The organism is Actinomadura rupiterrae (assembly GCF_024172125.1).
GTDB lineage: Bacteria > Actinomycetota > Actinomycetes > Streptosporangiales > Streptosporangiaceae > Spirillospora > Spirillospora rupiterrae.
In genome coordinates this window covers 278,692-305,155 of sequence record NZ_JAMZEA010000001.1, presented here as the reverse complement: position 1 = coordinate 305,155, position 26,464 = coordinate 278,692, and the positions used below count along the sequence as shown (strand labels likewise).

The 26,464-nt window shown below is 73.4% G+C and carries 26 protein-coding genes; 11 read left to right on the top strand and 15 right to left on the bottom strand.

The window, feature by feature from the left end; translation table 11 throughout:
• Positions 1-2: 2 nt before the first annotated feature.
• Complete coding sequence (locus tag FHU30_RS01460; RefSeq protein ID WP_253870471.1) at positions 3-1,166, bottom strand: LLM class flavin-dependent oxidoreductase; 1,164 nt, start codon at positions 1,164-1,166, stop codon at positions 3-5.
• 44 nt (positions 1,167-1,210) lie between these two features.
• Here FHU30_RS01460 and FHU30_RS01455 point away from each other — a divergent pair, with 44 nt between their 5' ends.
• From FHU30_RS01455 to FHU30_RS01445, 3 genes are all read left to right on the top strand, one after another.
• Complete coding sequence (locus FHU30_RS01455; RefSeq protein ID WP_253870469.1) at positions 1,211-2,737, top strand: 3-hydroxyacyl-CoA dehydrogenase family protein; 1,527 nt, start codon at positions 1,211-1,213, stop codon at positions 2,735-2,737.
• A gap of 52 nt (positions 2,738-2,789) precedes the next feature.
• Entirely contained in the window at positions 2,790-3,098 is a 309-nt protein-coding gene (locus FHU30_RS01450) for an Rv1322 family protein (RefSeq protein ID WP_253870467.1), read from the top strand.
• Between the two features lie 179 nt (positions 3,099-3,277).
• Entirely contained in the window at positions 3,278-4,072 is a 795-nt protein-coding gene (locus FHU30_RS01445) for an alpha/beta fold hydrolase (protein ID WP_253870465.1), read from the top strand.
• 28 nt (positions 4,073-4,100) lie between these two features.
• On the opposite strand, the gene FHU30_RS01440 is transcribed toward FHU30_RS01445, so the two are convergent.
• The 3 genes from FHU30_RS01440 to mce form a co-directional block, all read right to left on the bottom strand.
• On the bottom strand, positions 4,101-5,276 hold the full coding sequence (locus tag FHU30_RS01440; protein WP_253870463.1) for an AI-2E family transporter: 1,176 nt from the start codon (positions 5,274-5,276) through the stop codon (positions 4,101-4,103).
• A gap of 181 nt (positions 5,277-5,457) precedes the next feature.
• A complete protein-coding gene (locus FHU30_RS01435; protein ID WP_253870461.1) occupies positions 5,458-6,795 on the bottom strand; it encodes a DivIVA domain-containing protein in 1,338 nt (445 codons plus the stop codon).
• A gap of 322 nt (positions 6,796-7,117) precedes the next feature.
• Positions 7,118-7,561, bottom strand: coding sequence for a methylmalonyl-CoA epimerase (gene mce, locus FHU30_RS01430; RefSeq protein ID WP_253870459.1), 444 nt, complete (start codon positions 7,559-7,561; stop codon positions 7,118-7,120).
• A gap of 83 nt (positions 7,562-7,644) precedes the next feature.
• Between mce and FHU30_RS01425 the strand changes: the two genes are divergently transcribed.
• A complete protein-coding gene (locus tag FHU30_RS01425) occupies positions 7,645-8,835 on the top strand; it encodes an acetyl-CoA C-acetyltransferase (protein WP_253870457.1) in 1,191 nt (396 codons plus the stop codon).
• Positions 8,836-8,886: 51 nt separating this feature from the next.
• Here the strand turns inward: FHU30_RS01425 and FHU30_RS01420 are convergent, their stop codons facing one another.
• Positions 8,887-9,603, bottom strand: coding sequence for a DUF4230 domain-containing protein (locus tag FHU30_RS01420; protein ID WP_253870455.1), 717 nt, complete (start codon positions 9,601-9,603; stop codon positions 8,887-8,889).
• A gap of 97 nt (positions 9,604-9,700) precedes the next feature.
• On the bottom strand, positions 9,701-10,459 hold the full coding sequence (locus tag FHU30_RS01415; RefSeq protein WP_253870453.1) for a DUF2127 domain-containing protein: 759 nt from the start codon (positions 10,457-10,459) through the stop codon (positions 9,701-9,703).
• Positions 10,460-10,564: 105 nt separating this feature from the next.
• Here FHU30_RS01415 and FHU30_RS01410 point away from each other — a divergent pair, with 105 nt between their 5' ends.
• The gene (locus tag FHU30_RS01410) at positions 10,565-10,888 is read left to right on the top strand and encodes a DUF3817 domain-containing protein (RefSeq protein WP_253870451.1); all 324 of its coding nucleotides are present in this window, start codon (positions 10,565-10,567) and stop codon (positions 10,886-10,888) included.
• A gap of 10 nt (positions 10,889-10,898) precedes the next feature.
• Here the strand turns inward: FHU30_RS01410 and FHU30_RS01405 are convergent, their stop codons facing one another.
• Both FHU30_RS01405 and FHU30_RS01400 read right to left on the bottom strand, forming a co-directional pair.
• On the bottom strand, positions 10,899-12,530 hold the full coding sequence (locus FHU30_RS01405) for a hypothetical protein (protein ID WP_253870450.1): 1,632 nt from the start codon (positions 12,528-12,530) through the stop codon (positions 10,899-10,901).
• Complete coding sequence (locus FHU30_RS01400; protein ID WP_253870448.1) at positions 12,523-13,545, bottom strand: ATP-binding cassette domain-containing protein; 1,023 nt, start codon at positions 13,543-13,545, stop codon at positions 12,523-12,525. The genes FHU30_RS01405 and FHU30_RS01400 overlap by 8 nt, the downstream gene beginning before the upstream one ends.
• Positions 13,546-13,941: 396 nt before the next feature.
• On the opposite strand from FHU30_RS01400, the gene FHU30_RS01395 reads away from it, so the two are divergent.
• The gene (locus tag FHU30_RS01395) at positions 13,942-14,916 is read left to right on the top strand and encodes a tetratricopeptide repeat protein (protein ID WP_253870446.1); all 975 of its coding nucleotides are present in this window, start codon (positions 13,942-13,944) and stop codon (positions 14,914-14,916) included.
• 488 nt (positions 14,917-15,404) lie between these two features.
• On the top strand, positions 15,405-16,808 hold the full coding sequence (locus tag FHU30_RS01390) for an NAD-dependent malic enzyme (protein ID WP_253870444.1): 1,404 nt from the start codon (positions 15,405-15,407) through the stop codon (positions 16,806-16,808).
• A 61-nt stretch (positions 16,809-16,869) separates the two neighbouring features.
• On the opposite strand, the gene FHU30_RS01385 is transcribed toward FHU30_RS01390, so the two are convergent.
• Together FHU30_RS01385 and FHU30_RS01380 are read right to left on the bottom strand one after the other, a co-directional pair.
• The gene (locus tag FHU30_RS01385; RefSeq protein WP_253870442.1) at positions 16,870-17,145 is read right to left on the bottom strand and encodes a hypothetical protein; all 276 of its coding nucleotides are present in this window, start codon (positions 17,143-17,145) and stop codon (positions 16,870-16,872) included.
• A gap of 201 nt (positions 17,146-17,346) precedes the next feature.
• Positions 17,347-18,015: a hypothetical protein gene (locus FHU30_RS01380; RefSeq protein ID WP_253870439.1), complete on the bottom strand. Its 669-nt coding sequence runs from the start codon at positions 18,013-18,015 to the stop codon at positions 17,347-17,349.
• A gap of 173 nt (positions 18,016-18,188) precedes the next feature.
• Between FHU30_RS01380 and FHU30_RS01375 the strand changes: the two genes are divergently transcribed.
• The 4 genes from FHU30_RS01375 to FHU30_RS01360 all read left to right on the top strand — a co-directional run bounded on the left by FHU30_RS01375 (position 18,189) and on the right by FHU30_RS01360 (position 21,920).
• Positions 18,189-18,764: a YqgE/AlgH family protein gene (locus FHU30_RS01375; RefSeq protein WP_253870437.1), complete on the top strand. Its 576-nt coding sequence runs from the start codon at positions 18,189-18,191 to the stop codon at positions 18,762-18,764.
• A gap of 17 nt (positions 18,765-18,781) precedes the next feature.
• Positions 18,782-19,039, top strand: a complete 258-nt coding sequence (locus tag FHU30_RS01370) for a DUF3039 domain-containing protein (protein ID WP_253870435.1) — start codon at positions 18,782-18,784, stop codon at positions 19,037-19,039.
• A gap of 295 nt (positions 19,040-19,334) precedes the next feature.
• Complete coding sequence (locus tag FHU30_RS01365) at positions 19,335-20,129, top strand: zinc metalloprotease (RefSeq protein ID WP_253870433.1); 795 nt, start codon at positions 19,335-19,337, stop codon at positions 20,127-20,129.
• A 36-nt stretch (positions 20,130-20,165) separates the two neighbouring features.
• Entirely contained in the window at positions 20,166-21,920 is a 1,755-nt protein-coding gene (locus FHU30_RS01360) for a DEAD/DEAH box helicase (RefSeq protein ID WP_253871853.1), read from the top strand.
• A 33-nt stretch (positions 21,921-21,953) separates the two neighbouring features.
• On the opposite strand, the gene FHU30_RS01355 is transcribed toward FHU30_RS01360, so the two are convergent.
• The 5 genes from FHU30_RS01355 to FHU30_RS01335 all read right to left on the bottom strand — a co-directional run bounded on the left by FHU30_RS01355 (position 21,954) and on the right by FHU30_RS01335 (position 26,399).
• Positions 21,954-22,499, bottom strand: a complete 546-nt coding sequence (locus FHU30_RS01355; protein ID WP_253870431.1) for a gluconokinase — start codon at positions 22,497-22,499, stop codon at positions 21,954-21,956.
• Positions 22,496-23,074 (bottom strand): isochorismatase family protein, encoded by a 579-nt coding sequence (locus tag FHU30_RS01350; RefSeq protein ID WP_253870429.1) that lies wholly within the window; start codon positions 23,072-23,074, stop codon positions 22,496-22,498. The genes FHU30_RS01355 and FHU30_RS01350 overlap by 4 nt, the downstream gene beginning before the upstream one ends.
• Positions 23,075-23,195: 121 nt before the next feature.
• A complete protein-coding gene (locus FHU30_RS01345) occupies positions 23,196-24,521 on the bottom strand; it encodes a nicotinate phosphoribosyltransferase (RefSeq protein WP_308211145.1) in 1,326 nt (441 codons plus the stop codon).
• Positions 24,522-24,558: 37 nt separating this feature from the next.
• Positions 24,559-25,209 (bottom strand): response regulator, encoded by a 651-nt coding sequence (locus FHU30_RS01340; protein WP_253870426.1) that lies wholly within the window; start codon positions 25,207-25,209, stop codon positions 24,559-24,561.
• Complete coding sequence (locus FHU30_RS01335; RefSeq protein ID WP_253870424.1) at positions 25,206-26,399, bottom strand: sensor histidine kinase; 1,194 nt, start codon at positions 26,397-26,399, stop codon at positions 25,206-25,208. The genes FHU30_RS01340 and FHU30_RS01335 overlap by 4 nt, the downstream gene beginning before the upstream one ends.
• Positions 26,400-26,464: the final 65 nt, after the last annotated feature.

The following is a 26,464-nucleotide window of genomic DNA, read 5'->3' as shown; positions in this document are numbered from 1 at the left end:
CGCTACGGGCCGGGTCCGCCCTGCGGGCCCGGCCCTTCGCCGTCCCCGGCCCGCGGACGGCCCTCGGCGCTGCTCCCAGGTCCCGGACGGCCCTCGGCGCCGCTCCCGGGTCCCGTAGGGGCCTCGGTGCCGCTCCCGAGCGGCGGAGGGGGCTCGGCGCCGCTCTTGAGGGGCGGTAGGGCCCCGGCTCCGGTTCGGAGGCGGGGGAGGACCTCGGCGCCGATCCGGGCGATGTTGGCGAGGGTGGCCTCCCGGGTTCCGGCGGCCTCCACGAGGAAGATCATGTGCCGGATGTTGGTGCGCCGGTAGGTGCGGGTGATCGCGGCGACGCAGTCCGCCGGGGTGCCGATCGGGTGGATGCGGCAGAGCCTCCGCACGTAGGACGCGTCGTCCCGCGGCGGCCGGGGACGGTCGTCCACGGTGACGTAGCCGTCCAGGCCGGGGGAGAGCCAGCGCGGCATCTCGCGCATCAGGGTCGCCTCGGCCTCCGCGCGCGAGTCCGCGACCTGGACGAGATGGGCCGAGACGTGCGGCAGGTACAGGTTGCCGTGCCGGGCCAGCGCCGCGACCTTCTCGTCATCGCCGACGTGCATGCCCAGCAGCATCGGAAGGCCGCGCTCGGCCGCGACGCGCTCGGTCCCCGGGGACGTGCAGGCGACCACGACCGGCGGCAGCTCGCGCGCCCGCGGGACGACCGGGACCTCCCGGAACGCGAAGTGCTTCCCGTCCCAGCCGAGCCGCTCCGAGCGGAGCCAGGCCAGCAGGAGGTCGAGCGACTCGGGGAAGCCGTCCTCGAAGCGGGACAGGCCCGTCCCGAAGACCTCCAGATCGCGCCAGGGGCCGCCGCGCCCCACCCCCAGCCGGAACCGGCCGCCCGAGACCAGCGACAGCAGCGCGGCCTGCTCGGCGAGCGCCACCGGATGCTGGTTCGGCAGCACGCTCACCGCCGTCCCCACGTGGACGCGCCGGGTGAGACCGAGCACATGCCCGGCCAGCGTCACCGCCGACGGGACGACCCCGTACCCCATGAAGTGGTGCTCGGCGATCCAGACGTCGTCGAACCCCGCGTCCTCGGCCGCGACGGCCGCCGCCACGGTCCGGTCCAGGGCGTCCGCGTCGGACCCGCCCGGGAAGCGGGCGGCGAGGAGGAACACACCGAAGCGCACGCCCCCGTCATACACCCCTTGCGGCTTCTGGGACACTGCCGTCCATGAGTGAGGGTTCGTTCAGCAGGGTCGGAGTCGTCGGTCTCGGCACCATGGGCGCGGGCATCGCGGAGGTCTTGGCGCGCGGCGGCCTGGCCGTCGTGGGCGTCGAGATCAACCGGGACGCGCTGGAGCGCGGCCGCGGGCACCTGGAGAAGTCCACCGGACGGGCGGTGAAGCGCGGCAGGCTGACCGAGGACGGGCAGCGCGAGATCCTCGACCGGATCGAGCTGACCACCGACTTCGGCGACCTGTCCGGCTGCGATCTCGTGGTCGAGGCCGTGCCGGAGCGGCTGGACCTCAAGCACAAGGTCTTCGCGGAGCTGGACAAGGTCGTCCGGGACGACGCGATCCTCGCGACCAACACCTCGTCCCTGTCGGTGACCGCGATCGCCGCCGCGACGGGCCGTCCGGCCAAGGTCGTCGGCGTGCACTTCTTCAACCCCGCGCCGGTCATGAAGCTGGTCGAGGTCATCGGCACCGTGCTCACCGAGGACGGCGCCGTCGACCGCGTCGCCGCCCTGGTCAAGGGCCTCGGCAAGACCCCGGTCGTGATCGGGGACCGCGCCGGGTTCGTCGCGAACCGGCTGCTGTTCGGCTACCTCAACGACGCCGCGTACATGCTTGAGACCAAGCACGCCACGCGGGACGACATCGACACCGCGATGACCGCGGGCGGCGCCCTCCCGATGGGCCCGTTCACCCTCATGGACCTGATCGGCCTGGACACCTGCCTCGAAGTCCTGGAGGCGATCTACGCCGAGACCCGCGACCGCCGGCACGCGCCCGCGCCGGTGCTGCGCGAGCTGGTCACCGCCGGGCTGCTCGGCCGCAAGACCGGCCGCGGCTTCTACCCCTACGGCGACGGCGCTCCCGCCGCGTCCGGGTCGGCGGACGCGCCCGCCGCTGCCGCGGAGGTGGACCCGCTCCCGTCCGTCGCGGTCGTCGGCGACGGCGACCTGTCGAAGGCGTTCGCCGCCGCCGCGTCCGAGGCCGGGGCCCCGACCGCCGAGGTCGAGGACGCGGACCTGGTCGTCGCGTCCGGCGAGGACGCCGACCTGGCGGGCATCGAGGCCCGCGCGAAGGACGGCGCGGTGATCCTCGGCGACGGCGGCCTCACCGGCGGCGGCGCGCTCGCCGCGCACAAGCCGGAGGCCGACCGCCCGCTCGTCGAGATCGGCCTCACACCGGTCACGCCGTCCGAGGCGGCGGACCGCGCCGTCGAGCTGGTCGCCCGCCTCGGCCTCACCCCTGTCCGCTGCCGCGCCCGCCGCGGGTTCATCGTGGACGCGCTGCGCTTCCCGTACCTCAACGACGCCGTCGCCATGCTGGATGCCGGGTACGCCGACGCCGACGCGATCGACGCCGCCATGACCCTCGGCTGCGGCTACCCGACCGGCCCGATCGCCGACATCGACCGGCTCGGCATCGGCCGCGCCCTGGACCAGCTCGAATACGACCCCGACGAGGCCAACCCCGGCGTCGCCGACCGGCTCCGCGAGCAGTGGGACCTGGGTCTCACCTTCCGCTGACACGGCGCGGGCGGGGCCGTCCCCGCCCGCGTCCGCCCCTATCCTTGAGGTCATGAGCCCCCGCAAGAACCGCCGCAACGCGCCGGAGCGGCGCGGGGGCGGCCCGTCCTGGACGGACGAGACCGAGGACGCGCCGGACGGCGAGTGGCACGTCCGGTCGGTCGCCGGAGCGAACGCGGCCAAGTCCTACCGCTGCCCCGGGTGCGACCAGCTGATCCCGCCCGGCGTCGGGCACGTCGTCGCCTGGCCCGCGGACCGCGGCGGCGCCGACGACCGGCGGCACTGGCACCGGCCCTGCTGGGAGGCGCGGCTGCGGCGCGCGCCCAAGGTCGTCCGGTCCCGGAACGCGCCCCGCCACTGACCCTCCGCACCCGGTCACCGAGATCCTTTCCGGGTGGGCAAACCCCTGCGGCCAGTCGCGGCCAGAGGTCTCCGCCGGATGCCGCTTCGGGGTGACGATTGGCTGACCACCGCGTTGCCGGTGGTCGTCGGGGTCGTCTCGACTCGTCGCGGGAGCCAACGGGGAGGGGCATCGTTGCCATGACCGCCGTGCAGCTGTACGCCAGGGACGTCGGTACGGGCACGCCGCTGGTGCTGCTGCACGCGTTCCCCCTGTCCTCGGCCATGTGGCTGGCGCAGCGGGAGGGGCTCGCGAACCGGTTCCGCGTGGTGACCCCCGACCTGCGCGGCTTCGGCGGATCGGTGCTGGGCGCGGACGAGCCGTCCGTGGACGCCATGGCCGACGACGTCGCGCGGATGTTCCGCAACCTCGGCCTGCCGCGCGCGGTCGTCGGCGGCATCTCCCTCGGCGGGTACGTCGCGATGGCGCTGTGCCGCCGGCACGCCGAGCTCGCCCTCGGCCTGGTGCTGTGCGCGACGCGCGCGGCCGCCGACACCGCGGACGCGAGCGCGACCCGGCTCCGGCAGGCCGAGCGGCTGGAGCGCGACGGCGACGTCTCGGTGCTGGTGGACGAGGTGCTCCCGAACCTCGTCGGCCCGACCACGATGCGGCAGCGCGCGCTGGTCTACGGCCGGGTGCGCGGCCTGGTCCAGGCGACGCCGCCGGGCGCGGCCGCGTGGGCGCAGCGCGCGATGGCCGGACGCGCCGAGGCGTTCGCGACGCTGCGCGCCCTCAAGGTCCCGGCGCTGGTCATGGTCGGCGCCGAGGACGTGCTGTCCTCCGAGGACGACGCGCGCGCGATGGCCGAGGCGCTGCCGAACGCCGAGCTCATGATCGTCCCGCGTGCCGGGCACCTCGTCCCGGTCGAGCAGCCCGACCTGTTCAACCAGGCCGTCGCCGAGTTCGCCGCCGCCCTCTCCCGCACGTCCGACTAGCCGCCGGCCGACAGGGGCAGGGACGGGGTCAGGCGGACTCCTGGCGGGGGAGGACGATCTCCCTGATCAGCAGCGAGATCGCGGCGGCGGTCGGGATCGCGATCAGCGCGCCGACCACGCCGAGCAGCGCGGCGCCGATGAGCGCCGCGACGATCGTCACCGCGGGCTGGACGTCCACGGTCTTCTTCATCACGCGCGGGTAGACCAGGTAGTTCTCGATCTGCTGGTAGACGACGTAGAAGATCACGGCGGCGATGCCCTCGTAGACGCCGGTGAGGAACGCGACCAGGCACACGATCACCGCGCCGATCGTGGCGCCGACCAGCGGGATCAGGTCCGTCACCGCGACGATCAGCGCCAGCGCCAGCGCGTACGGGACGCCGAGGATCTCCAGGAAGATGTACGAGGTCAGCCCCGCGATGAACGCGATCGTGAACTGGCCCGCGACGTACCCGCCGATCCGGTCCAGGATCTCGTCCCCGAGCAGCGCCACCCGGGCCCGTCGCGTCCGCGGGACGAGCTGGTAGAAGAACGCCTTGATCTGCGGCAGCGAGCCGAGGAAGTACAGCGTCAGGATCAGTACGGTCAGCGTCTTGAACGTGCCGCTGAGCGCCTGCTTGCCCGCCTCGACCGCCCAGTTGGCCATCTTCTGCTGGAAGTTGGAGTCGTTGAGCTTGTCCTGCGCCTGCTGCAGCAGGTGGTAGCGGCGGTCCCAGTCGGAGATCCGCTTGTTGCCCTGCAGCTGCTGGATGTAGTGCGGCAGGTTCTGGGTCAGCCCGTTCACCTGGTCCACGATCGGCGGGACGAGCGAGGCGACCACCCCGGCGAAGAACAGCACCACGCCGAGGAACACCACCGCGACCGCCCAGCCGCGGGACAGCCCGAGCCGCTTCAGCCGCTCCACCGCCGGGTTCAGCCCGACCGCGAGGAACATCGCCACCACGATCGTCACCAGCGTGTCCTTGGCCCCGGTCGCGGCCTTGAGCAGCAGGTAGGCGGTCATCACGCCGAGCGCGGCGGTGAACCCGAACACGAACGGGTGGTGCCGCCCGAACGGCTCGCCGGGACGCCCGAACGGGAACCGCTGGTCGGCCTTGGCCTCCTGCTTGAGCTGCTCCACCTGCTCCACGGCGTCCGCCGCGGCGATGGCCGTCGCCGCGGGCGCGTCGTCCTGCACGGCGGGCGGCGGGGTCTCGTCGGGCACGCCGGCTCTCCTTGGGGTCCTCGTCCGGGGGCGGAGCATTCAGGACGAAAACCATACATCGGGTAAAGCCGCGTTAACCCGGAGCGAACCCCTCCCGTCCGTCCGGCGGGGACCGCCGGGAACGCCGAAGGCCCGGCGGGTGCCGCCGGGCCTTCGGGATGAGGGGTTCGGGACCGTCAGGTCACTCCTGCCACCAGTCCTCGTCGTCCTCGTCGGACTTCTTGGCCTGGCCCGGCTTCGGAGCGGGCTTGCCGCCCTGCGGCTTCTGGCCGCCGCCGCCCTGGCCGGACGGGCCCTGCGACGGGGCCGGCTTGGGCTCGGGCGCCGGGGCGGGGGCCGCCTTCTCCAGCGCGGGCGGCTCCTCGGCGCCGCCGAGCGCCGGGCCGACCCCGCCGATGAGCTGGCGGAGCTGGTTGAGGTGGCTGGTGATGCTGTCGCGCTGGCGGGTGAGCTCGTCCACCTGGCGCTGCGCGGCGGTGCGGATCCGGTCGGCCTCGGCCTTGGTCTCGGCGAGCAGCTGCTCGGCCTGGCCCTTGGCCTCGGTGATGATCTGGTCGGAGTTCTTGCGCGCGTTCGCCATCAGCTGCTTGGCGTGCGAGTCGGCCTCGCGGCGGGTCTGCTCGGCCTGCTGGGTGGCCTTGGCGGCGCGCTGCTCGGCGGACGCGGCGCGCTGCTCGGCCTCGGCGACCAGCTTCTGGGTGGCCTGCTGGGCGGCGGCGTGCCGCTCGGCGTCCTGCCGGTCGGCCTCCTCGCGGCGGGCGGCCAGCTGGATCTCGAACTCGGCCTCGGCCTGCGCCCGCTGCGCCTCGGACTCCTCCAGGATGCGCTGGGCCTGCGCGCGCATCTCGTCGGCCTGCCGCTTGGCGGTGGTGAGGATCTCGTCCCGCTCGCGCTTGGTGGACGCGCGCAGCTGCGCGACCTCGCGCTCGGTGGTGGTGCGGAGCTTGGCGATCTCGCGCTCGGCGGCGGCGCGCTTCTCGGCGACCTCGTGGTCGGCGGTGGCGCGCAGCTTGGCGACCTCGCGCTCGGTGGTGGAGGTCAGCTCGTCGGCCTCGCGGCGGGCGGAGGTGCGCACCTCCTCGGCCTCGCGCTCGGCCTGGCCCCGCATGTCGTCGCACTCGCGCTGGGCGGTCGCGCGCAGCTCGGACGCGTCGTTCTCGGCGGTGGCGCGCAGCTCGGCGGCCTCCACCTTGGCGGCCGCCTTGATCTCGTTGGCCTCGCTGCGCGCGGCCTGGACGAGCTCGGTGGCCTGCTCCTCGGCGAGCCGGAGGAGTTGCTCGATCCGCGCGCCGAGGCCGGAGTAGGTGGGGCGCTCCTGCTCCTGCAGCTGGCGGTGCGCGTCCGACAGCTCCCGCTGGAGCTGGCCGGTCTGCTCGCGGGTGGTCCGGACCTCGTTGTCGAGCTGCTTGATGTGCTCGTCGACCTGGTGCCGGTCGTAGCCGCGGAGCACCACGTCGAACTCGCGCGGGGGCGTGTCTTCAAAGAAGTTGCTGAGCTGGGCGTCGATGTCGGACTGCATGTGGCTCAATCCTGGTGTGACGGGGCTACGGGCCAAGTTCCGGGGACCGGTCGATCGCCTGCCTTGAGGGGCGCTCGGCCCCAGACCTCTTCCGGCGAATGAAGCGTACTCCGGGTGCTGTGCTGTTGGGGGCTCAACCGAACGGACTGGGAGGTTTGTCGTGTTTGTCCGGTGCCTCCGGGAGGCCCGGGATGGCAGGGGTTCCTGCCGTCAAAATGCACCATAAGTGTCCGAACGGTTACAGCGGTCCACGTTGGACGCCCCGGAGGCCCCTTGTGATATCGATCACATCACGATCCGGCCCTGCCGTCGCCCGCCCCGGCTACCCGTCCTGCGGGGCCGTCCCGGCCTTCTGCACCAGCTCGGTCAGGACGCCGTGGCAGTCCTTCGGGTGCAGGAACGTGATCCGCGAGCCCATCGAGCCGTTGCGCGGGGCGTCGTAGAGCACCCGGACGCCCTTGGACGCGATGCCGTCCGCCTCGTCCTGGACGTCCCCGTCGGTGCCGAACGCGATGTGGTGCACGCCCTCGCCGTTCTTGGCCAGCCACTTGGCCACGGGCGAGTCGTCCCGGATCGGGGTGAGCAGCTGGAGGTAGCTGGCCGCGCCGTCGCCGGTCGTGTTGATCCTGAGCATCGCCTCCCGGACGCCCTGCTCCTGGTTGGTCTCGTAGTGCGCGTCGCCGAAGCCGTAGGTCTCCTGGTAGAAGGCGACGGTCGCCTCCAGGTCGTGGCAGGCGATGCCGATGTGGTCGATGCGGGTGAGCATGCGTCCTCCCCGGGGCGAAGAGCGTTCGGTCCTGCTGAGTATCGTGGCAAACGTCCCGCCGTACGTTCCCGTGGAGGCCCCCTTTGTCCGTCGGTTCCGTCATCGTCGCCGGTGCCCGCACGCCCGTCGGGCGGCTGCTCGGCTCCCTGAAGGACTTCACCGCCGCCGATCTCGGCGCGCACGCGATCAAGGCGGCGCTGGAGCGCGCCGGGATCACCGGGGACCAGGTCGAGTACGTCATCCTCGGCCAGGTGCTGCAGGCCGGCGCGGGCCAGATCCCGGCCCGCCAGGCAGCCGTGAAGGCCGGCATCCCCATGGACGTCCCGTCCGTCAACATCAACAAGGTCTGCCTGTCCGGGCTGGACGCGATCGCGCTCGCCGACCAGCTCATCCGGGCGGGCGAGTTCGACATCGTCGTCGCGGGCGGCATGGAGTCCATGACCCAGGCCCCGCACCTGCTGCCGAAGTCGCGCGGCGGCTACAAGTACGGCTCGGTCGAGGTGCTCGACCACATGGCCTACGACGCCCTCACCGACGCCTTCGACGGCGTCTCGATGGGCGAGTCCACCGAGCGGCACAACGCCAAGCTCGGCATCACGCGCGAGGAGCAGGACGAGTTCTCCGCCCGCTCGCACCAGCGCGCCGCCGACGCGATCAAGAACGGCCGGTTCGACGCCGAGATCGCGCCGGTCGAGATCCCGCAGCGCAAGGGCGACCCGATCGTGTTCGGCACGGACGAGGGCGTCCGCGGCGACACGACCGCCGAGACCCTGGCCCGGCTGCGCCCGGCGTTCGCCAAAGACGGCACGATCACCGCCGGGTCGTCCTCGCAGATCTCCGACGGCGCCGCGGCCGTCGTGGTGATGTCGAAGGCCAAGGCCGAGGAGCTCGGGCTGACCTGGCTCGCCGAGATCGGCGCGCACGGCAACGTCGCCGGTCCGGACAACTCGCTCCAGTCCCAGCCGTCCAACGCGATCAAGCACGCGCTGGGCAAGGCCGGCCTCGGCGTGGACGACCTGGACCTCATCGAGATCAACGAGGCGTTCGCGTCTGTCGGCATCCAGTCCATGCGCGACCTGGGCGTCGGGCCGGAGAAGGTGAACGTCGACGGCGGCGCGATCGCGCTCGGCCACCCGGTCGGCATGTCCGGGGCCCGGATCGTCCTGCACCTGGCCTACGAGCTGAAGCGCCGCGGCGGCGGCGTGGGCGCGGCGGGCCTGTGCGGCGGCGGCGGCCAGGGCGATGCGCTGATCATCCGCGTCCCGTCCGCCTGACCTGAGTGACGCTCAGCCCCCGTCCGGTACGTCCGGGCGGGGGCTTTCGCGTCACTGCGGGGATTGCTGGACGGTGACGGTCTTGAAGCCGAGGGCGCGGAGCATGTTCTCCAGCATCGATTCGGTGTTCTGGTCGGCGCGGGTCTGGAGGCCGCTCTCCTGCGCGGCGGCCTGGATCTTCTGCGCCGCCAGGACGTAGAGCTGCTGCTGGTTGTTGGGGTTGGAGCTGAAGAAGTCCCCGAAGCGGTCGAGCAGCCCGCGCTGCGTCGAGAACACGTAGCTGCGCTTCGGGTCGAGGTTGGTGGGTTCGAGCTGGGCGTGGGGGAGCCGGACCGTCGCGGCCGTCCGGTCGGGGTTGACGCTGATCGCGCCGGAGCCGAGCCGGGAGAAGTCCACGTACGCGTTCACCGAGCCCTGCCCGATGAACAGCGTCCGCCTGCCGCGCAGCGTCCCCGGCAGGTACTTCGCCTCCTTGTCCAGGTCGACGACCACCTGGAAGTCGCCCGCTGCGGCCTGGTACCGGTGCATGTCGCGGACGGACCGCAGCAGCGCCGGGCCGCTGCGGTCCTTGGTGTCCTCGGCGAACGGGTTCAGCCAGTGCGGGAGGAGTTGCAGGCCGTTCTGGACGACCAGCACGGCCGCCACGGTCACCGCGACCAGCAGCAGGACGGCCCCGATCCGCCGCCCCGGGCGCTGGTACGCCCGCGGCGGCCGCGCCGCCCGCGGCTCCGTCCCGGGACCGGCTTCGTCCGGACGTGAGCGTGCCATGCCCTTGGGATGCCCGGACCGGCGCGTGCCTACCGAATTGCCGGATTTTGCCCTTTTAGGGCGCGGCGGAACCGGATTAACGGACCTGGACGCCGGCTCAGGCGGTGGCCTCGGCCGCTTCCTCGACCTCCAGGAGGGACGCGCTGCGCAGGTGCGCCTCGTGCGCGGCCTTGCCGCCGCGGACGCCGAACAGCCGCTTGGTCACCACGATGTACACGATCAGCCCGATGTTGATCAGCAGCGCGCCGATCCGGACCGCGGTGATCCGCTCGGTCAGCTCGTAGATCTCGATCGGCAGCCCGAAGCAGGTGGCGACCACGGCGAAGTACTCGCCCCAGCGCTGCAGCATCCAGAGCCCGACCGCCTCGATGATCTCGATCAGCGCGTACACCAGCAGGCCGACCGCGAGCCAGCGCAGCGTCTGCGCGTTGAGGTCGAAGACCTTGCGGAAGGACTCCACGATCTTGGAGTGGTCCAGGTCCCAGCCGACCTGGTTGGCGAGCGGGCGCAGCAGCGGGATCTCCTTCTCGAAGATCCGCTGGATCGAGCCGCGGTGCGCGGCGAACCGCCACACGCCGTAGGCGGCGGCGAGCACCACCAGCCCGCGGATGATCCGCTCGACCGCGAAGAACCGCATGATGAACGCGTCGCGCAGCTCCTTGCCGCGCTTCACCAGCGGGGCGCGCTCGGCCGGGCCCGCGCCGTGCGGGTCGCCGTGGATGTAGGCGCCGCAGCGCAGGCAGCGCCACGCCTCGCCGATGGGGGTCTCGGTGTGCAGCCGCAGCTTCAGCCGCGGCTCGTCCGGCGCGTAGGTGATGTGCCCCTTGCGCGCGCAGGTCAGCAAACTCCAGTCCACGCGGGTCACCCTAGAGGGGCCCGGACGCCCCGGCCCACCCCCGGATGTGAGCAGCGCCATAGGGCCGTCCGAAACACCACGTCGGGGGCGGTACGTTAGCTACACGTGGACATCGTGAAGACTCTGCGGATCGTTTCCGTGGCCGAGGCCGTCTCGTTCCTGGTGCTGCTGCTCGTGGCCATGCCGATCAAGTACCTCGGCGACGCCCCGGTGGCGGTCCAGATCATGGGGCCGATCCACGGTGTCCTGTTCCTGGCCTACGTCGCGCTCGTCCTCGCCGGACGGCAGGCGACGGGCTGGGACACCAAGCGGACGCTGCTGGCGCTCATCGCCTCGGTGCTCCCGGTCGCGCCGTTCTTCGTCGAGCGGAACTGGCTCCGGCCGGTCGCCGGCGCTCCGGCGCGCACCGCTGAGCGGCAGGCCGTCTGAGCGCCGCGTCTTAGGCTTCTGCGTGGTCGCGACGGGTCTGGGGGGTCCTGTCGTGGCCGCGCAGAGGGTACTCGCGCCCCCGCTGGCCGTCCTGGAGAAGGACGCCCAGCGCGGGGCGCTTCTCCTTTTCCGCGGCATCCCGCGGCCACGCCGCCGGCCCGTCCTTCTGGGACGGCTTCCCTTCCCGGAACGGCTCCGCCTTCTCGGACGACTCAGATTTCGAGGACGACTCGGATTTCGCGGGCGGTCCAGCCTTCGAGGACGACTCGGTCTTCGCGGGTGGTCCAGCCTTCGCGGACGACTCGGCCTTCGCGGACGGGTCGGGCTTCGGGGAGGGGGCGGGTGTTCCGCTCTTCTGGGACGGCGCTGACCGCTTGCTCTTGGCGAGTGCGTGCGACGAGAAGTCGGACGCGCCGAGCGAGCACTTCCGGTAGTCGGTGAAGTGGGTGCGCAGCCAGGAGCGGCGGTCCTCCTCGTCCCAGAGGCCGAAGCGCCGGGACACGGACCGGTCGGAGATCGCCGGGGCCGGGTTCCCGAGCAGCCACGCGTCCACGAGCGACTCGTACTGCCGGGCGCCGCGCGTCCGGGTGGCGCAGGTGCGCGGGCCGACGAGGCCGTCCCGGACGTCCCGGAGCACCCCGGCGGTGAACCCGGCGCCCAGCTCGCCCGGCAGGTAGAGGCGGACCAGCCCGTGCGCGACCCGCGCCGGGCCCGGAACCGGGCGCTGCTCGACGCGGGTGAACGCGGCCGGGGTGTCCGCCAGCCGGGCCGCCAGCGGCGTCAGCGCCTCCTCCAGCGCGGGCAGCGCGGGGGCGAGCGCCGGATGCACGCACACCCGCAGCGGCCAGTCATGGCACACGTCCGCCGCCGGGGCCGCCTCGACCGCCCTGCCGTGCGTGCCGTGCAGCCGCACCGTGGCGCCGCCCGCGAGCACGAGCGCCGCCGCCACGCCCAGCAGCAGGACGGCCCGCCGCGTCACCCACCAGCAGTAAGCAAGCGCCAGCGCCACGGCGAGGGTCGCCGCCCACACCGTCTGGTCGGCGAGGACGCCCGGGCTCAGGCAGGTGAACAGCTCGACCCGGTGCAGCGCGGCGGGCGGCAGAAGGCTCCACCAGGACGTCCCGGGCAGCCGCGCCGCCGCCCACAGCGCCGCCGCCGCGGTGACCACCAGCGCCGTCGTCGGGCGCGGGACGAGCCGTCCGGCCAGGTAGCCCGCCGTGACGTGCAGCGCGAGCGCGGCGGACGCGGCCGTGAGGCCGAGCAGGTCCGGCTGCCCGGCCTCCTGCCGCAGCACGGTCCGGACGACGATCACCCCGACCACGACCGCGTAGGACGCCAGCGCGACCATGACCAGCAGCGCCAGGTCGAGCAGCACGCCCGTGATCGGGGAGCGGGCCGTGACGACGCGCAGGTAGTCGAGGCGGCGCTCGCGCGCGCCCGCGAGGGCGGCGAACCCGGCCGCGACCGGGCCCATCACCCGCACCGCGTTCACCAGGGCGACGATGGAGTTGTCCCAGTAGGCGACCCCGGGCAGCAGCGTCGGCCAGGCCGCGGCGATGCCCGAGGCCGCCAGCACGGCGGCCCCGGCGAGCGGCCGGGCCCGCCGCGCGTCCGCCCGGAGCACGCGGCTGAGGTCAGCCACCGGCCGCGCCCCCCAGCGGCGCCACCCTCCTCCACCCGCCAAGGGCGGCCGGTGTGCCCGGCGAGCGGAGGCCCTTCCTATGGACGTTGCGCATGCTCGTCTCCTTGCGCGACGGGCCGATGGCTCGTGCGTGCGCGCACGAGGACGAGTCGGCCGCCGCCTCCGGCACCTCGGTGAGACGTCCGCGCGCCAGTGTGAACACCCGGTCGCACATGCCTGACAGCGATTTCGGCGAGGACGCGGTGACGAGCACGGTAGGCGCGAGCGAGCGCAGCACCGGCAGCAGCTCGGACAACGCGCGCGCATGAGCCGCCCCCAACGGCTCCGGGTCCTGCGGATGCGGCTCGTCCGCTGCGTCCGCTGTCTCCGACGCGTCTGATGCGTCTGATGCGCCGTCATCGCTGCGGGCGAACGAGCCGAACCGTCCGAGCAGGCGCGGCAGCGACGCGGTGAACTCGCCGCGCTCGCCTTCGGGCGCGGGCTCGACGAGTTCCTCCAGCGGATCGTCCAGCAGGACGATGTCGGGCTCGTGCACGCAGGTCGCGGCGAGGCCCACGCGGAGCCGGACGTCCGGCGGCAGCAGGGCCAGCTCCGAGCCCGCGACGTCGGCCAGCTCCATCCGCCGCAGAATGTCGCGCGCGTCCGACTCCCGCACCCGCCGGTAGTAGGCGGCATAGCCCACGAATTCCGCCGCGGTGATGGCCGGCTCGTTCCAGAAGCCGGCCGGAAGATAGCCGATCCGCGCGCGCACGGCGCGCAGATCCGAGGTTTTCCCGGTACGGTGCCCGAGGATTTCTATTTCACCGACACTGGGTCGGCGCAGCGTCGCGAACGTGGCCAGCAGCGTTGATTTGCCCGCGCCCGGCGGACCGGCAACACCGATCAGGCCCTCGGCGATGCCGAGGGCCGTAGGACGGAGGAGCCACCGCCCCCCGCGGCGGACCCCCATTCCATGGGCCACGATCGCGGATGGATCCGCGACCATTGCAGTTTTCCCCCCGTTGGTTACGAACACGGTTCCGCCCGCCCCGGCCCGCCCGCGACCCCCGTCGCCGGACGGCCCGTTTCACCGCGGTCCCGCAGACCGCCCGATGAAACTCTCGTGGACGTCGATCCGTGCACGACTCCGCGACTATAACCAGTCTTGGTGATCGGCGTCAGCTCGCTTTTGCTATTCAGTGACCGCGCTTGGATTCTTTACCGTTCGCGCCGTTGCCCGCGGCGTTCCGGTAAAAGTCGGAGCCATTGGCTTATGTCCACCTTGTCGCTGATGCGGGGTGGGCCGCGCCCGCCGCGGGCCCGGCTGGACGGGCGTCCTAGGGCCCTCCTGCGCGCGCGTCCCGGCGGCAGGTGCCGGAGGACACTTGCGGCTGCTCATGCGACACGCTCGCTCATGCGGCAGGATGGACGCATGCCTTCTCGGGACTTTTCGTTGTACGGGGCCGTCGACCTGGGGGCCGTCCAGGCAGCTTCGAAACAGCGCCAGGAGCGCCAGGCGCGGGCGGCCCAGGCGGGGGACGGCGGCGCGGCGCCCGCGCCCGCCGGGGGAGCGGCGGCCGGCCCGGCCGTCGTGGACGTCACCGACCAGACCTTCAACACTGAGGTCGTGGAGCGGTCGCAGTCGGTCCCGGTGCTCGTCGACTTCTGGGCCGAGTGGTGCGGGCCCTGCAAGCAGCTCGGCCCGATCCTGGAGAAGCTGGCCGGCGAGGCCGCGGGCCGCTGGGTGCTCGCCAAGGTCGACATCGACAGCAACCCGCAGCTCGCCGCCTACATGCAGCAGATGGGCGTGCGTGGCATCCCGTTCGTCGCGGCGGTCGTCCAGGGGCAGCTGCTGCCGTTCCTGAACGGCGCCGCGCCCGAGGCCCAGGTGCGCCAGGCCATCGACCAGCTCTTCGAGGCGCTGGTCAAGGAGGGCCTGATCGCCGAGACCCCCGGCGCCGGCGAGGTTCCGGCGGCCGAGGCCGCGGCCGCCGCCGACTCGCTCTACGGCCCCGCCGAGGACGCCCTGCGCGCCGGCGACCTGGACGCCGCCGCCACCGCGTTCGACGAGATCCTGGCCGCGAACCCGACCGACGCCGAGGCCAAGCGCGGCATCGCCCTGGTCGGCCTGAGCCGCCGCGTCCAGGAGCTGGACGCCCGCCGCGCCCTGGAGGACGCCGAGGTCAAGCCCGCCGACGCCAAGGCCCAGGCGGACGCCGCCGACGTCGAGATGGTCTCCGGCCAGGTCGACGCCGCGTTCGCCCGCCTCGTCGCGACCGTCCGCCGCACGTCCGGGGACGACCGCGAGCTCGCCCGCAAGCACCTGCTGTCGCTGTTCGAGGTGCTCCCGCCGGACGACCCGCGCGTGGCCAAGGGCCGCCGCTCCCTCCAGAGCGCGCTGTTCTAAGAGTCCCGGCCCACTTCGCTCGCCTAGGGCTCGCTACGTGACCGTGCCTTTGGCGAACGCGGCATCGCTTCGCGATCAACCCGGGCGCCGCTCGCCTTCGGCTTCGCGGCGCCCGGGTTGGTAACGCGTTCGTGCGCGGGGCCGGACATCGCGAAACGGGGCTTCGCCTTCACTGCCAGCCGAGTTCACTGCCAGCCGAGCCATCTCAGGGCGGCTCTAGCACGGGCCCTGGGCGGGTCGCATCGGTTGGGGTTGTTGCAGAACGCGCTTTTTTAACGCCGCACGCATCAAGTGCCCTTCTGACCGGGGTCGGGGGCTTGAGCGCGTATCCTCGGTGGCGGTGACCGCGCCCCGCCCGCCCCATGCGGCGCCCTCTCTCGGACGCCCTGGGAGCCGCGCGTTCACGCCATCCCGGGCCCGGTCAGCGGCTCCGGGCGGGACGAAAGACGGAGCCGGTCCGGAGCGGCCGGTAGACAGGGAGCAGTGTCGTGGCCAGCGTGCCCAGCGTTTCGTACTCCATCACCGTCCGGCTGGAGGTCCCGGCCGGCGGCAAGGCCGTCAGCCAGATCACGCACGTGGTCGAGAACGCCGGGGGCATCGTGACCGCCCTCGACGTGAACACCGCCGGGCACGAGACGCTCCGCATCGACGTCACCATCGCCACCCGCGACACCGAGCACGCCGAGGCGATCTCCGCGGCGCTGGAGACGATCGACGACATCAAGATCCACAAGGTCTCGGACCGGACCTTCCTGATGCACCTCGGCGGCAAGATCGAGATGCAGTCCAAGGTGCCGCTGCGCAACCGCGACGAGCTGTCCATGGCCTACACGCCCGGTGTCGCGCGGGTCTCGCTGGCGATCGCCCGCAACCCCGAGGACGTCCGGCGGCTGACCATCAAGCGCAACAGCGTCGCGGTCGTCACCGACGGCTCGGCCGTGCTCGGCCTCGGCAACATCGGCCCGGAGGCCGCGCTGCCGGTCATGGAGGGCAAGGCCGCGCTGTTCAAGCGGTTCGCCGGCATCGACGCCTGGCCGATCTGCCTCGACACCCAGGACACCGACGAGATCGTCCGGACCGTCCAGATCCTGGCGCCCGCGTTCGGCGGCATCAACCTGGAGGACATCTCCGCGCCGCGCTGCTTCGAGGTCGAGGCCCGGCTGCGCGAGCTGCTGGACATCCCGGTCTTCCACGACGACCAGCACGGCACCGCGATCTGCGTGCTCGCCGCGCTCACCAACGCGCTGCGCGTGGTCGGCAAGGACATCGGAACGGTCCGCATCGCGATGTCCGGGGCGGGCGCGGCGGGCAGCGCGATCCTGAAGCTGCTGCTGCACGCCGGGGCGAAGAACGTGGTGGTCTGCGACTACTACGGCGCCGTCCACCTGGGCCGGGACGACCTGGACGACTCGCTCCGCTGGATCGCCGAGCACACCAACGCCGACGGCTACAGCGGCGATCTGAAGGGCGCGGTCGCGGGCGCGGACGTGTTCGTCGGCGTCTCCGCCCCCGGCATCCTGACCGGCGACGACATCGCGACGATGAACGACGACGCGATCGTGTTCGCGCTGGCCAACCCCGAGCCCGAGGTGTCCCCGGACGAGGCGCGCGAGCACGCCGCCGTCGTCGCGACCGGCCGCAGCGACTACCCGAACCAGATCAACAACGTGCTGGCCTTCCCCGGCGTGTTCCGCGGCCTGCTGGACGCGCAGGCCGACGGCGTCACCCAGGGCATGCTGCTCGCCGCCGCCCAGGCCCTCGCCGAGGTCGTCACACCGGGCGAGCTGGGCCCGAACTACATCGTGCCGAGCGTCTTCCACCCGGACGTCGCGGGCCGCGTCGCCGGAGCCGTCCGCGAGGCCGCCGGCGGCCGCCCCCGCACCGAGGCCTGAGCCGCCCGGCCGTCCCGGTCCGCACGGAATCCTGACCGGCCGCCCGCCGCTGAGGTCCGAGTCAGGACTCGCGGCGGCGGATCGGGGCGCTCCAGTCGCCCTTGCCCGCCCGGGGCCAGAGCCGTCCGTAGAAGAGCAGCAGCGCGCCGCCCGCGAGCACACCGAGCCCGGTGAGCACGCGGGCGGTCGGGTTCGCTCCGGCGGGCGGCGGACGTTCCTGCGGCGCCACCTGCCGCGTCTCCACGGACGGCGTGGACGGCGCGTCCGGCGGCAGCGGCGGTCCGGGCGACGGCGCCGCCAGGACGGCGGACGCGGCCAACGCGGCGAGTAGCGGCACGGCGTCGTCCCTCCCGGCGTCCTGCGGCGCGGGCCTGCGCGCGACCCGTCACGGTCCGGGCGCGCCCTGGTGACGTGCCCCTACCCGTAACTCACCCGGACGCAAGCCGCGAACCCCAAGGAACCCCCCGGAACCCCACCGCTTTCCTTGACACCCGCCCCGGCGGTGCCCCTTGGCCTGGGGCTACTTTCCCTGGCGGAGCTACTTGGCGGTCTTGTCGCCGAACATGGGGTCGCGGCGGCGCGGCCAGATGCCGCCGTACCAGAGGATGATCGCGCCGGTGAGCAGGGCGCCCGCGCCGGTCGCGACGCGCGCCCAGATCATGGCGGAGTCGGCGCCGGTGTGCGGCAGCTTGGTCGGCGTCTCGGTCGGGGACGCGGCCGCGCAGTTCGCCTTGATGCTCTTCTGCTTGACCAGCCGGTGCGCGGCGTCGTTCACCACGACGAGCGTCCGGCGGCCCTGCTTCATCCTCAGCGAGCTGGTCCGGGTCGCGCCCGCGCCGACCTTCGCGGTCACCGGCGTCGAGTTGTCGTCCCGCTCGATCGAGTAGCTCTGCTCCTGCGTGCTCTCGTTCCGGACGGTCACACTTACCGTCCGTCCGGGACAGGAGACCGACGAGAACGTGACCACGAGCGGCTCGGCGCCGGTCGGGGTGGACGTCGCGGTCGGCGTCGTCCCGTGCGTGGGGGAGGTCTTGCCCTTCCCCGGCGTGGTGCCCGACGGCGGTGTGGTCGGCATGGAGCTGGAGTTGGAGACGGGCTTGTTCGACGCGTTCGACTCGCCCGAAGTCCACTTCATCAGGGCGGGGACGGCGATCAGCGCCCCGATGACGAAGAACACGGCGGCGATGACGACCCTCGGCAACTGCATCGTGACCTCCGGCCCACCGGCCCGACAGGACCGCGCCCCGCGACACGGCCGTAATCTAGAGCGTGTTTAAACCCTGCCCCATTTTTCTTCATATCCCCAAGGCCGGGTCCGGCTAACAGGGCAACCGGTGGGGGGATGTGCCGCCGGGGGCCGCGGCGACGCATGATGGTGCAATGGAAGACGGCATCACGGTCGGGACCCTGCTGGTGGCGACACCCCAGCTCGACGACCCCAACTTCCGCCGGACGGTCGTGCTCGTGGTCGAGCACGACGGCGACGGCGGGACCCTCGGCGTCGTCCTCAACCGGCCTACCGAGGTGCCGGTCGACCGGGTGCTGCCGCCGTGGGCCGAGCTGGTGACCGTCCCCTCGGTGGTGTTCCAGGGCGGCCCGGTCGCGCTGGACAACGCGCTCGCCCTCGCGCGCCTGCCCGGGGAGGACGAGCCGCTCGGCTGGCGCGCCCTGGACGGCGACGCGGCGGTGGCCAGAGTCGGCCTCGTCGACCTGGACGCGCCGCCCGCGCTGCTCGCCCCCGAGCTGCTCCAGCTGCGCGTGTTCGCGGGCTACGCGGGCTGGGGCGCGGGCCAGCTGCTCGGCGAGATCGAGGAGGGCGCCTGGTACCTGGTCTCCGCCGAGGCGGGCGACGTGTTCGCCGCCGAGCCCGACCGGCTCTGGCAGCAGGTGCTGCGCCGGCAGGCCGGCGACCTGGCGTTCGTGTCGACCTTCCCCGACGACCCCACCATGAACTGACGGCTAAGGTGAGTGACGTGAGCACGAAGATCCTTCCCGAGAGCGACGTACGGCCGGACCTGTCGCACGGCGACGGCGACCACGAGCGGTTCGCGCACTACGTCAAGAAGGCCAAGATCACCGAGAGCGCCGTCACCGGCACGCCGGTGGTCGCGCTGTGCGGCAAGGTCTGGGTGCCGAACCGCGACCCCAAGAAGTACCCGGTGTGCCCGGAGTGCAAGGAGATCTACGAGTCGATGAAGGCGGGCGGCGACGGCGGGGGCGACAAGAAGTAGCCGCGCCGGCGCGACCTTCGCCGTGATCCCCTGGTCGAACGGGGAACGACCGACCAGGGGATCGCGACTTTTCTGTTTCGGGGGATGACACATGAGGCGAGGCTTCGCCCTTTCGCTGTGCCTGCTGTCGGTCACGCTGAGTACCGTGGCGAGTGCGCACGGCGACACGCGCCCGTCCGCGAAATCAGCGCAACGCAGTGCGGCGCGCACAGGGCCCTGCGCTCGCCAGGGCCGGGCGGGGCGGGGCGCCCGGGGGCGGGACGGGGCGTCGCTGGGACGCGCGCGCGTCGTGGCGATGGAGCGCGAGTTGCGGGCCAGGCTGCGCGCCCGGTTCGGGACGTCCGATCCGGGGGCGGTGGCGCGGCGGGCAGGGTCGATCACGGTGCCGGTGCACGTGCACGTCCTCACGGACGGGAAGGCGGGCGCGCTCACCGACGCCGCCGTCCAGCGGCAGGCCGACGCGCTGAACGCGGCCTACGGCGGACGGGACGGCGGCGCCGACACGGGCGTCGCGTTCCGGGTCGCGTCGATCGACCGCACCGACCGCAGGCGCTGGTTCCGCGACCCGCAGCGGTTCGAGCAGCAGTACAAGCGCGTCCTGCGCAAGGGCGGCGCGGGCACGCTGAACCTGTACACCGCGGCCGTCGGCTCGGACGTGCTCGGGTTCTCCTCGTTCCCGGAGGACTACCGCAGGCAGCCCGTCCTGGACGGCGTGGTGGTCGACTACCGCAGCGTCCCGGGCGGCGCTTTCCGGCATTTCGACCGCGGGATGACGGCCGTGCACGAGACCGGGCACTGGCTCGGGCTCTACCACACGTTCGAGAACGGCTGCGAGCCGCCGGGCGACGAGGTGGACGACACCCCGTACGAGGCGGGACCCGCCGAGGGCTGCCCAGTGGCGAAGGACACGTGTCCGGAGCCGGGCGGAGATCCTGTTCACAACTTCATGGACTACGCCTGGGACGAGTGCATGCACGAGTTCACCGCAGGTCAGGGGCGTCGCGTGCGGACCGTGTGGGCGGCGTACCGGGCGGGCGGGACGAGGCCCGATCGGCGCCTCGGGGCGCGATCTGTCGGTGGGGCTCGGTAGCCTTCGATGACCGTGAGCACCTTCGCCGCATCGAGCATGCCCCCCGCGTTCCCCGAACGGGCCGCGTGGGGGACCGCGTCGTCCCTGCGCGCCTGGCAGCAGCAGGCCCTCGAGGTCTACTTCGGGCCGGACGGCACGCTGCCCGGTCCGCGCGACTTCCTGACCGTCGCGACGCCCGGCGCGGGCAAGACCACCTTCGCGCTCCGGCTCGCCCGCGAGCTGCTGGACCGGCACCTCGTCCAGCAGGTCACCGTGATCTGCCCCACCGAGCACCTGAAGCGGCAGTGGGCCGAGTCCGCCGCCCGGGTCGGCATCAAGATCGACCCCGAGTTCCAGAACGGGCAGGGCGCGGTCGGCCGCGAGTTCCAGGGCATCGCGGTGACCTACGCGACGGTCGCGGCGCGCCCGGCGCTGCACCGCAACCGCACCGAGATGAAGAAGACGCTGGTCATCTTCGACGAGGTGCACCACGCGGGCGACGGCCTGTCCTGGGGCGACGCGGTGCGCGAGGCGTTCGAGCCCGCGACGCGGCGGCTGTCGCTGTCGGGCACGCCGTTCCGCACCGACATCAACCCGATCCCGTTCGTCCAGTACGAGGAGGGGCCGGACGGCGTCCGCCGCAGCCGCGCCGACTACACCTACGGCTACGGCCCGGCGCTCGCCGACGGCGTCGTCCGCCCGGTGATCTTCCTGGCGTACTCCGGCGAGATGCGCTGGCGCACCCGCGCGGGCGACGAGCTGGCCGCCACCCTCGGCGAGCCCCTCACGCAGGACCAGATGGCCCAGGCGTGGCGCGCCGCGCTCGACCCCAAGGGCGACTGGATGCGGCACGTCCTCGCCGCCGCCGACAAGCGCCTGACCGAGCTGCGCCGCGCCATCCCGGACGCGGGCGGCCTGGTCATCGCGACCGACCACGAGGCGGCCCGCGCCTACGCCCGCACGCTGCGCGAGGTGTCCGGGCAGGGCGCGACGATCGTGCTGTCGGACGACCCGACCGCGTCCAAGAAGATCAAGGCGTTCAGCGACACCGAGGACCGCTGGATGGTCGCCGTCCGGATGGTCTCCGAAGGTGTCGACATCCCGCGGCTGGCCGTCGGCGTCTACGCGACCTCGACGAGCACGCCGCTGTTCTTCGCGCAGGCCATCGGGCGCTTCGTCCGCGCCCGGCGGCGCGGCGAGACCGCGTCGGTGTTCCTGCCGTCGGTGCCGACGCTGATGGGCCACGCGGCCGAGATGGAGACCGAGCGCGACCACGTGCTCGACCGGCCCGTCCGCGAGGACGGCCTCGACGACGAGCTGCTCGCCGAGGCCAACCGGGAGCGCAAGACCCCGGACGTCGTCGGCGACGAGCTGCCGTTCGAGACGGTCGAGGCGTCCGCGACGTTCGACCGCGTGCTGTACGACGGCGGCGAGTTCGGCATGCAGGCCCAGCCCGGCTCGGCCGAGGAGGAGGAGTTCCTCGGCATCCCCGGCCTGCTGGAGCCCGAGCAGGTCACCCAGCTGCTGCGCAAGCGGCAGGCCGACCAGATCGCCAGCGAGCGCAAGCGCAAGACCGGCGACCCGCGCGCCGACCGCGCCGACCGCACCGCCGCCGAGGACCTGCACGCCCTGCGCAAGGAGCTGAACGGCCTGGTCGGCGCCTGGAGCCACCGCACCGGCCAGCCGCACGGCGTGATCCACTCCGAGCTGCGCCGCACCTGCGGCGGGCCCGTCCTCGCCCAGGCGAGCGGCGAGGACATCCGCAAGCGGATCGACAAGATCCGCGACTGGGCCGCCCGCCGCCGCCACTGACCCGCCGGGGGCCGCGGGGGCGGTCGAGGGCGGTCAGGGGCGGACGGCCGAGGTGATGTCGCTGACGAGGTCCTCGACCGACCAGGCGGTCGGGAGGACGAGGATGTGCTCGTCCGGCTCGGGGCGCTCCAGCACGCGGAACTGGCCGTCGAGCATCTCGGGCTTGAAGAAGTGGCCGATCCGCTCGGACATCCGGCTCATGATGAGGTCGCGGTCGCCGTCCAGGAAGACCGGGAGCACCTCGGGACGGCCCTCGGTCAGCTCCTCGCGGTAGATCCGCCGCAGCGCCGAGCAGGTCACCACGCCCGGTGTGCCGAACTCGCGGTGCTCGTCGATCCAGCCGCGGATCTTGTGCAGCCACGGCTCCCGGTCGAGGTCGGTGAGCTCCTGCCCGGACGCCATCTTGGCGATGTTGGACTCCGGGTGGAACTGGTCGGCGTCGGCGAAGTCCCAGTCGAGCTCCTCGGCCACCAGCCGCCCGACCGTGGTCTTGCCGCTGCCCGCCACCCCCATGACCATGACGATCGGGTGGGCGGGCAGCGGGCGGTCCCAGGCGTCGCGCGGCTCTCCGGGGATCATGGGCGCAGCACGGGTTCCCCGGCGAGCCCGACGCCCGCCGCTCGCAGTTCGGCCACGGCGCGGTCGGTGGTGTCCTTGGCGACCCCGGCGGTGAGGCCGAGCAGGACGCGCGCCCCGAGCCCCTCGCGGACGGCGTCCAGCGCGGTCGCCCGGACGCAGTGGTCGGTGGCGATGCCCACCACGTCCACCTCGGTCACGCCGCGCTCGCGCAGCCAGGAGCCGAGCGGGACGGCGTCGTCGTTCACGCCCTCGAACCCGCTGTAGGCGGCCGTCTCGCGGCCCTTGCTGAACACCGTCTCGATCGGCGCGAGCGCCAGCGCCTCGTGGAAGTCGGCGCCGGACGTCCCGATCACGCAGTGCGGCGGCCAGCTGTCCACGAAGTCGGGTTCGTCGGAGAAGTGGTCACCGGGGTCGAGGTGGAAGTCGCGGGTGGCGACCGTGTGCGCGTACTCGTCGCCGTGCTCGGCCACGTAGGCCGAGATCGCCGCCGCGACGTCCGCGCCGCCGCTCACGGCCAGCGAGCCGCCCTCGCAGAAGTCGTTCTGCACGTCCACGATGACCAGTGCCTTGGCCATGTCAGTGTCCTCCCACCGGCCGTGCGGCCAGGTCCGTGTCCCCCCGCGGGTGCGTGCTCCCCGGCGGCCGTGCGGTCATGATCGCTCTTTACCGTCCGTCCCTCACCGGGAAACTACCCCCTCAGTGCCGCGGCCCACCGTCGGCGAACCCGGTCGGGAGGGCGGGCTCGCCGCGGGACAGCTGGAGCGCGGTCGAGGGCAGCTCGGCGAGGGCCGCGGCGTGCCGGTCCCGGGCGGCGGCGAGCGGCTCGCGGCCGACGACCTCGCCCTTGGCGACCAGCGGGATCTGCAGCAGCCGGTCCCGCCCGGCGGGCTGCGGCTCGCCGGTGGTGACGGTCTCGGCGCAGGCCACGCCGTGCCCGTCCAGGCGGCGCACCGCGGACTTGAGGCCGCCGCGGCTCGGCTTGCCCGTCGAGCGCTTGGCGACCGGACGCATCGGGGCGCCGGCCTCCGGGCCGTCCGCGCGCGCGACCAGCTTGTAGACCAGCGACGCGGTCGGCGCGCCGGAGCCGGTCACCAGGGACGTCCCGACGCCGTAGCCGTCCACGGGCGCGGCGGCGAGCGCGGCGATCCCGTACTCGTCCAGGTCGCCGGTGACCATGATCCGGGTGCCGGTCGCGCCCAGCTCGTCCAGCTGCGCCCGGACGCGCCGCGCCACCACCCCGAGGTCGCCGCTGTCGATCCGGACCGCGCCGAGCGACGGCCCGGCCAGCTCCACCGCCGTCCGGACGGCGCGCTCCACGTCGTAGGTGTCCACGAGCAGCGTCGTCCCGTCGCCGAGCGAGTCGAGCTGCGCCTGGAACGCGTGCCGCTCGCTGTCGTGCAGCAGCGTGAACGCGTGCGCGGCGGTCCCGGCGGTCGGCACCCCGTAGCGGCGGCCCGCCTCCAGGTTGGACGTCGTGGTGAACCCCGCGATGTACGCGGCGCGCGCGGCGGCGACGGCGGCCTGCTCGTGCGTCCGCCGCGACCCCATCTCGATCAGCGGGCGGTCCCCGGCCGCCACCGACATCCGGGACGCCGCGGACGCGATCGCGCAGTCGTGGTTGAGGATCGACAAGACCACCGTCTCCAGCACGACCGCTTCCGCGAACGTCCCCTCGACGGTCAGGATCGGCGAGTTCGGGAAGTAGCAGTCGCCCTCGGCGTAGCCGCGGATGTCGCCGGTGAAGCGGTACTCGGCGAGCCAGTCGGCGGTCGGGCCGTCCACCACGTCGCGCTCCTGGAGGAACGCGAGGGTGTCGGCGTCGAACCGGAACGCCTCCACCGCGTCCAGGAGCCGCCCGGTCCCGGCGACCACGCCGTAGCGCCGCCCGGCGGGCAGGTGCCGGGCGAACACCTCGAACACCGCGCGCCGCTCGGCCGTCCCCGACCGCAGCGCGGCCGTCAGCATCGTCAGCTCGTACTGGTCGGTCAGCAGCGCGGTCGTCCCGTAACTCCCAAGGTCCACAGCGCAAACCCTACTGACCGCCCGCACCCCCCTCCGCTCAGGGGACGCGGGCGAGGCCGGCCCGGAAGGCGATGATCACGAGCTGGACGCGGTCGCGGGCGCGGAGCTTGGCGAGCAGCCGCCCGAGGTGGGTGCGGACCGTCCCGGCGCCGATGCCGAGCCGGTCGGCGATCTCGCCGTTCGACAGCCCCTCGGCGACCAGCGCCAGCACCTCCCGCTCGCGGACGGTCAGGTTCCCGAACCCGTCTGCCTCCGCACGCGGCCGCCCGGGCGTCGCCGCGAACTCGGCGATCAGCCGCCGCGTCACCGAGGGCGCGAGCAGCGCCTCACCGGCGGCGACGACCCGGACGGCGTCGATCAGCCCGGCCGGCGGGACGTCCTTGAGCAGGAACCCCGAGGCGCCGCCGCGCAGCGCCGCGTAGACGTACTCGTCCAGGTCGAAGGTGGTGAGGACGAGGACCCGGGACGTCCAGGCCGCGGCGATCTCCCGCGTCGCCGCCAGGCCGTCCGTCCCGGGCATCCGGATGTCCATCAGCACCACGTCGGGCCGCAGCGCCCGGGCGGCCTCGACGGCCTCCGCCCCGTCCGCGGCCTCGCCGACCACGTCCAGATCGGGCGCGGTGCGGAGGATCCCGGCCAGGCCCGCCCGCACGAGCGCCTGGTCGTCCGCGACGACGACCCGCGTCATGAGCGCTCGTCCAGCGGCTCGTCCGATGGCGCGTCCACCGGCGCGTCCGACGGCGCGTCCAGCGGCTCGTCCGCCGGGTCGGTGATCGGCTCGGTCACCGGGAGGACGGCGCGGACCCGGAACCCCGCACCGGGGACCGGACCCGCCTCGACCGTCCCGCCGTAGAGCCGGGCGCGTTCCCGCATCCCGACGATCCCCAGCCCCTCCGCGCCGCCGTTGCCGTGCTTCCCGGGACCGGCGTCGGTGACCTCGATGACCAGCGCGTCCGCCGCGTGGTCGAGCGTGACCGTCGCGGTGCGCGCGGCGGAATGCCGGACGACGTTCGCGACGGCCTCCTGGACGATCCGGAACGCCGCCAGGTCGGCGCCCGCGGGCAGTTCGCGCTCCGGCCCGGTCCGCTCGACCCGCACGGCCAGGCCCGCGCGGGCCGTCCGCTCGACGAGACCGGGCAGGTCGGCGAGTCCGGGCGACGGGGCGAGGTCGGCGTCCCCGTCCGCCCGGAGGACGCCGAGCAGGGCGCGCAGCTCGACGAGCGTCCGCCGTCCGGTCGCCTCGATCGCGCCGAGCGCGGCGCGCGCCTCCGCCGGGCGCTCGTCCCCGACCAGCGCGCCGAACCCGGCCTGGACGGTGATCACGCTCATCCCGTGCGCGACGACGTCGTGCAGCTCGCGCGCGATGCGCAGCCGCTCCTCGGCGATGCCCCGCCGGGTCCGCTCGGCCGCCAGCCGCTCGGTGTACACGCGGTGCAGGCGCGCCGCGACCGCGGCCGTCCAGACCAGCGTGAACGCCACCGAGAACACGATCGCGCCCCCTGGCCACCCCAGCCCGACGGCCAGCTCCGTCGCCGCGGCGAACCCGGCACATGAGACCGCTGCTCGCGCCCGGTATCCCAACGGCGCCAACACGGAGACCACCGGCACGAACACGACCATCGTGGCGCGTGGCGCGACCGCCCAGACGGCCAGCGCGTCCGCTACCAGGACCGCGATCGCCGTTCCGGGCCGCCGCCACGCCACGACGACCGGGCCGCCCGCTAGCAGCGCCAAGGGCAGCGCGAGAACGCCGGCGCCCTGGTTGAGCAGCAGGGCCGTCGCGACGAGCACGTAGCAACCGGCCAGCGCCCGCACCGTCCAGGGAAGAACCCGCCTCAACCGAGGCACCACCGAGTCCCAGAAGCGGAAATGCCGCATTGGCGGAGCGTAAGCGCCCGCCACGGTCCCTCACATCACCCTCGCGGCGTATGCGCACGCGCAGA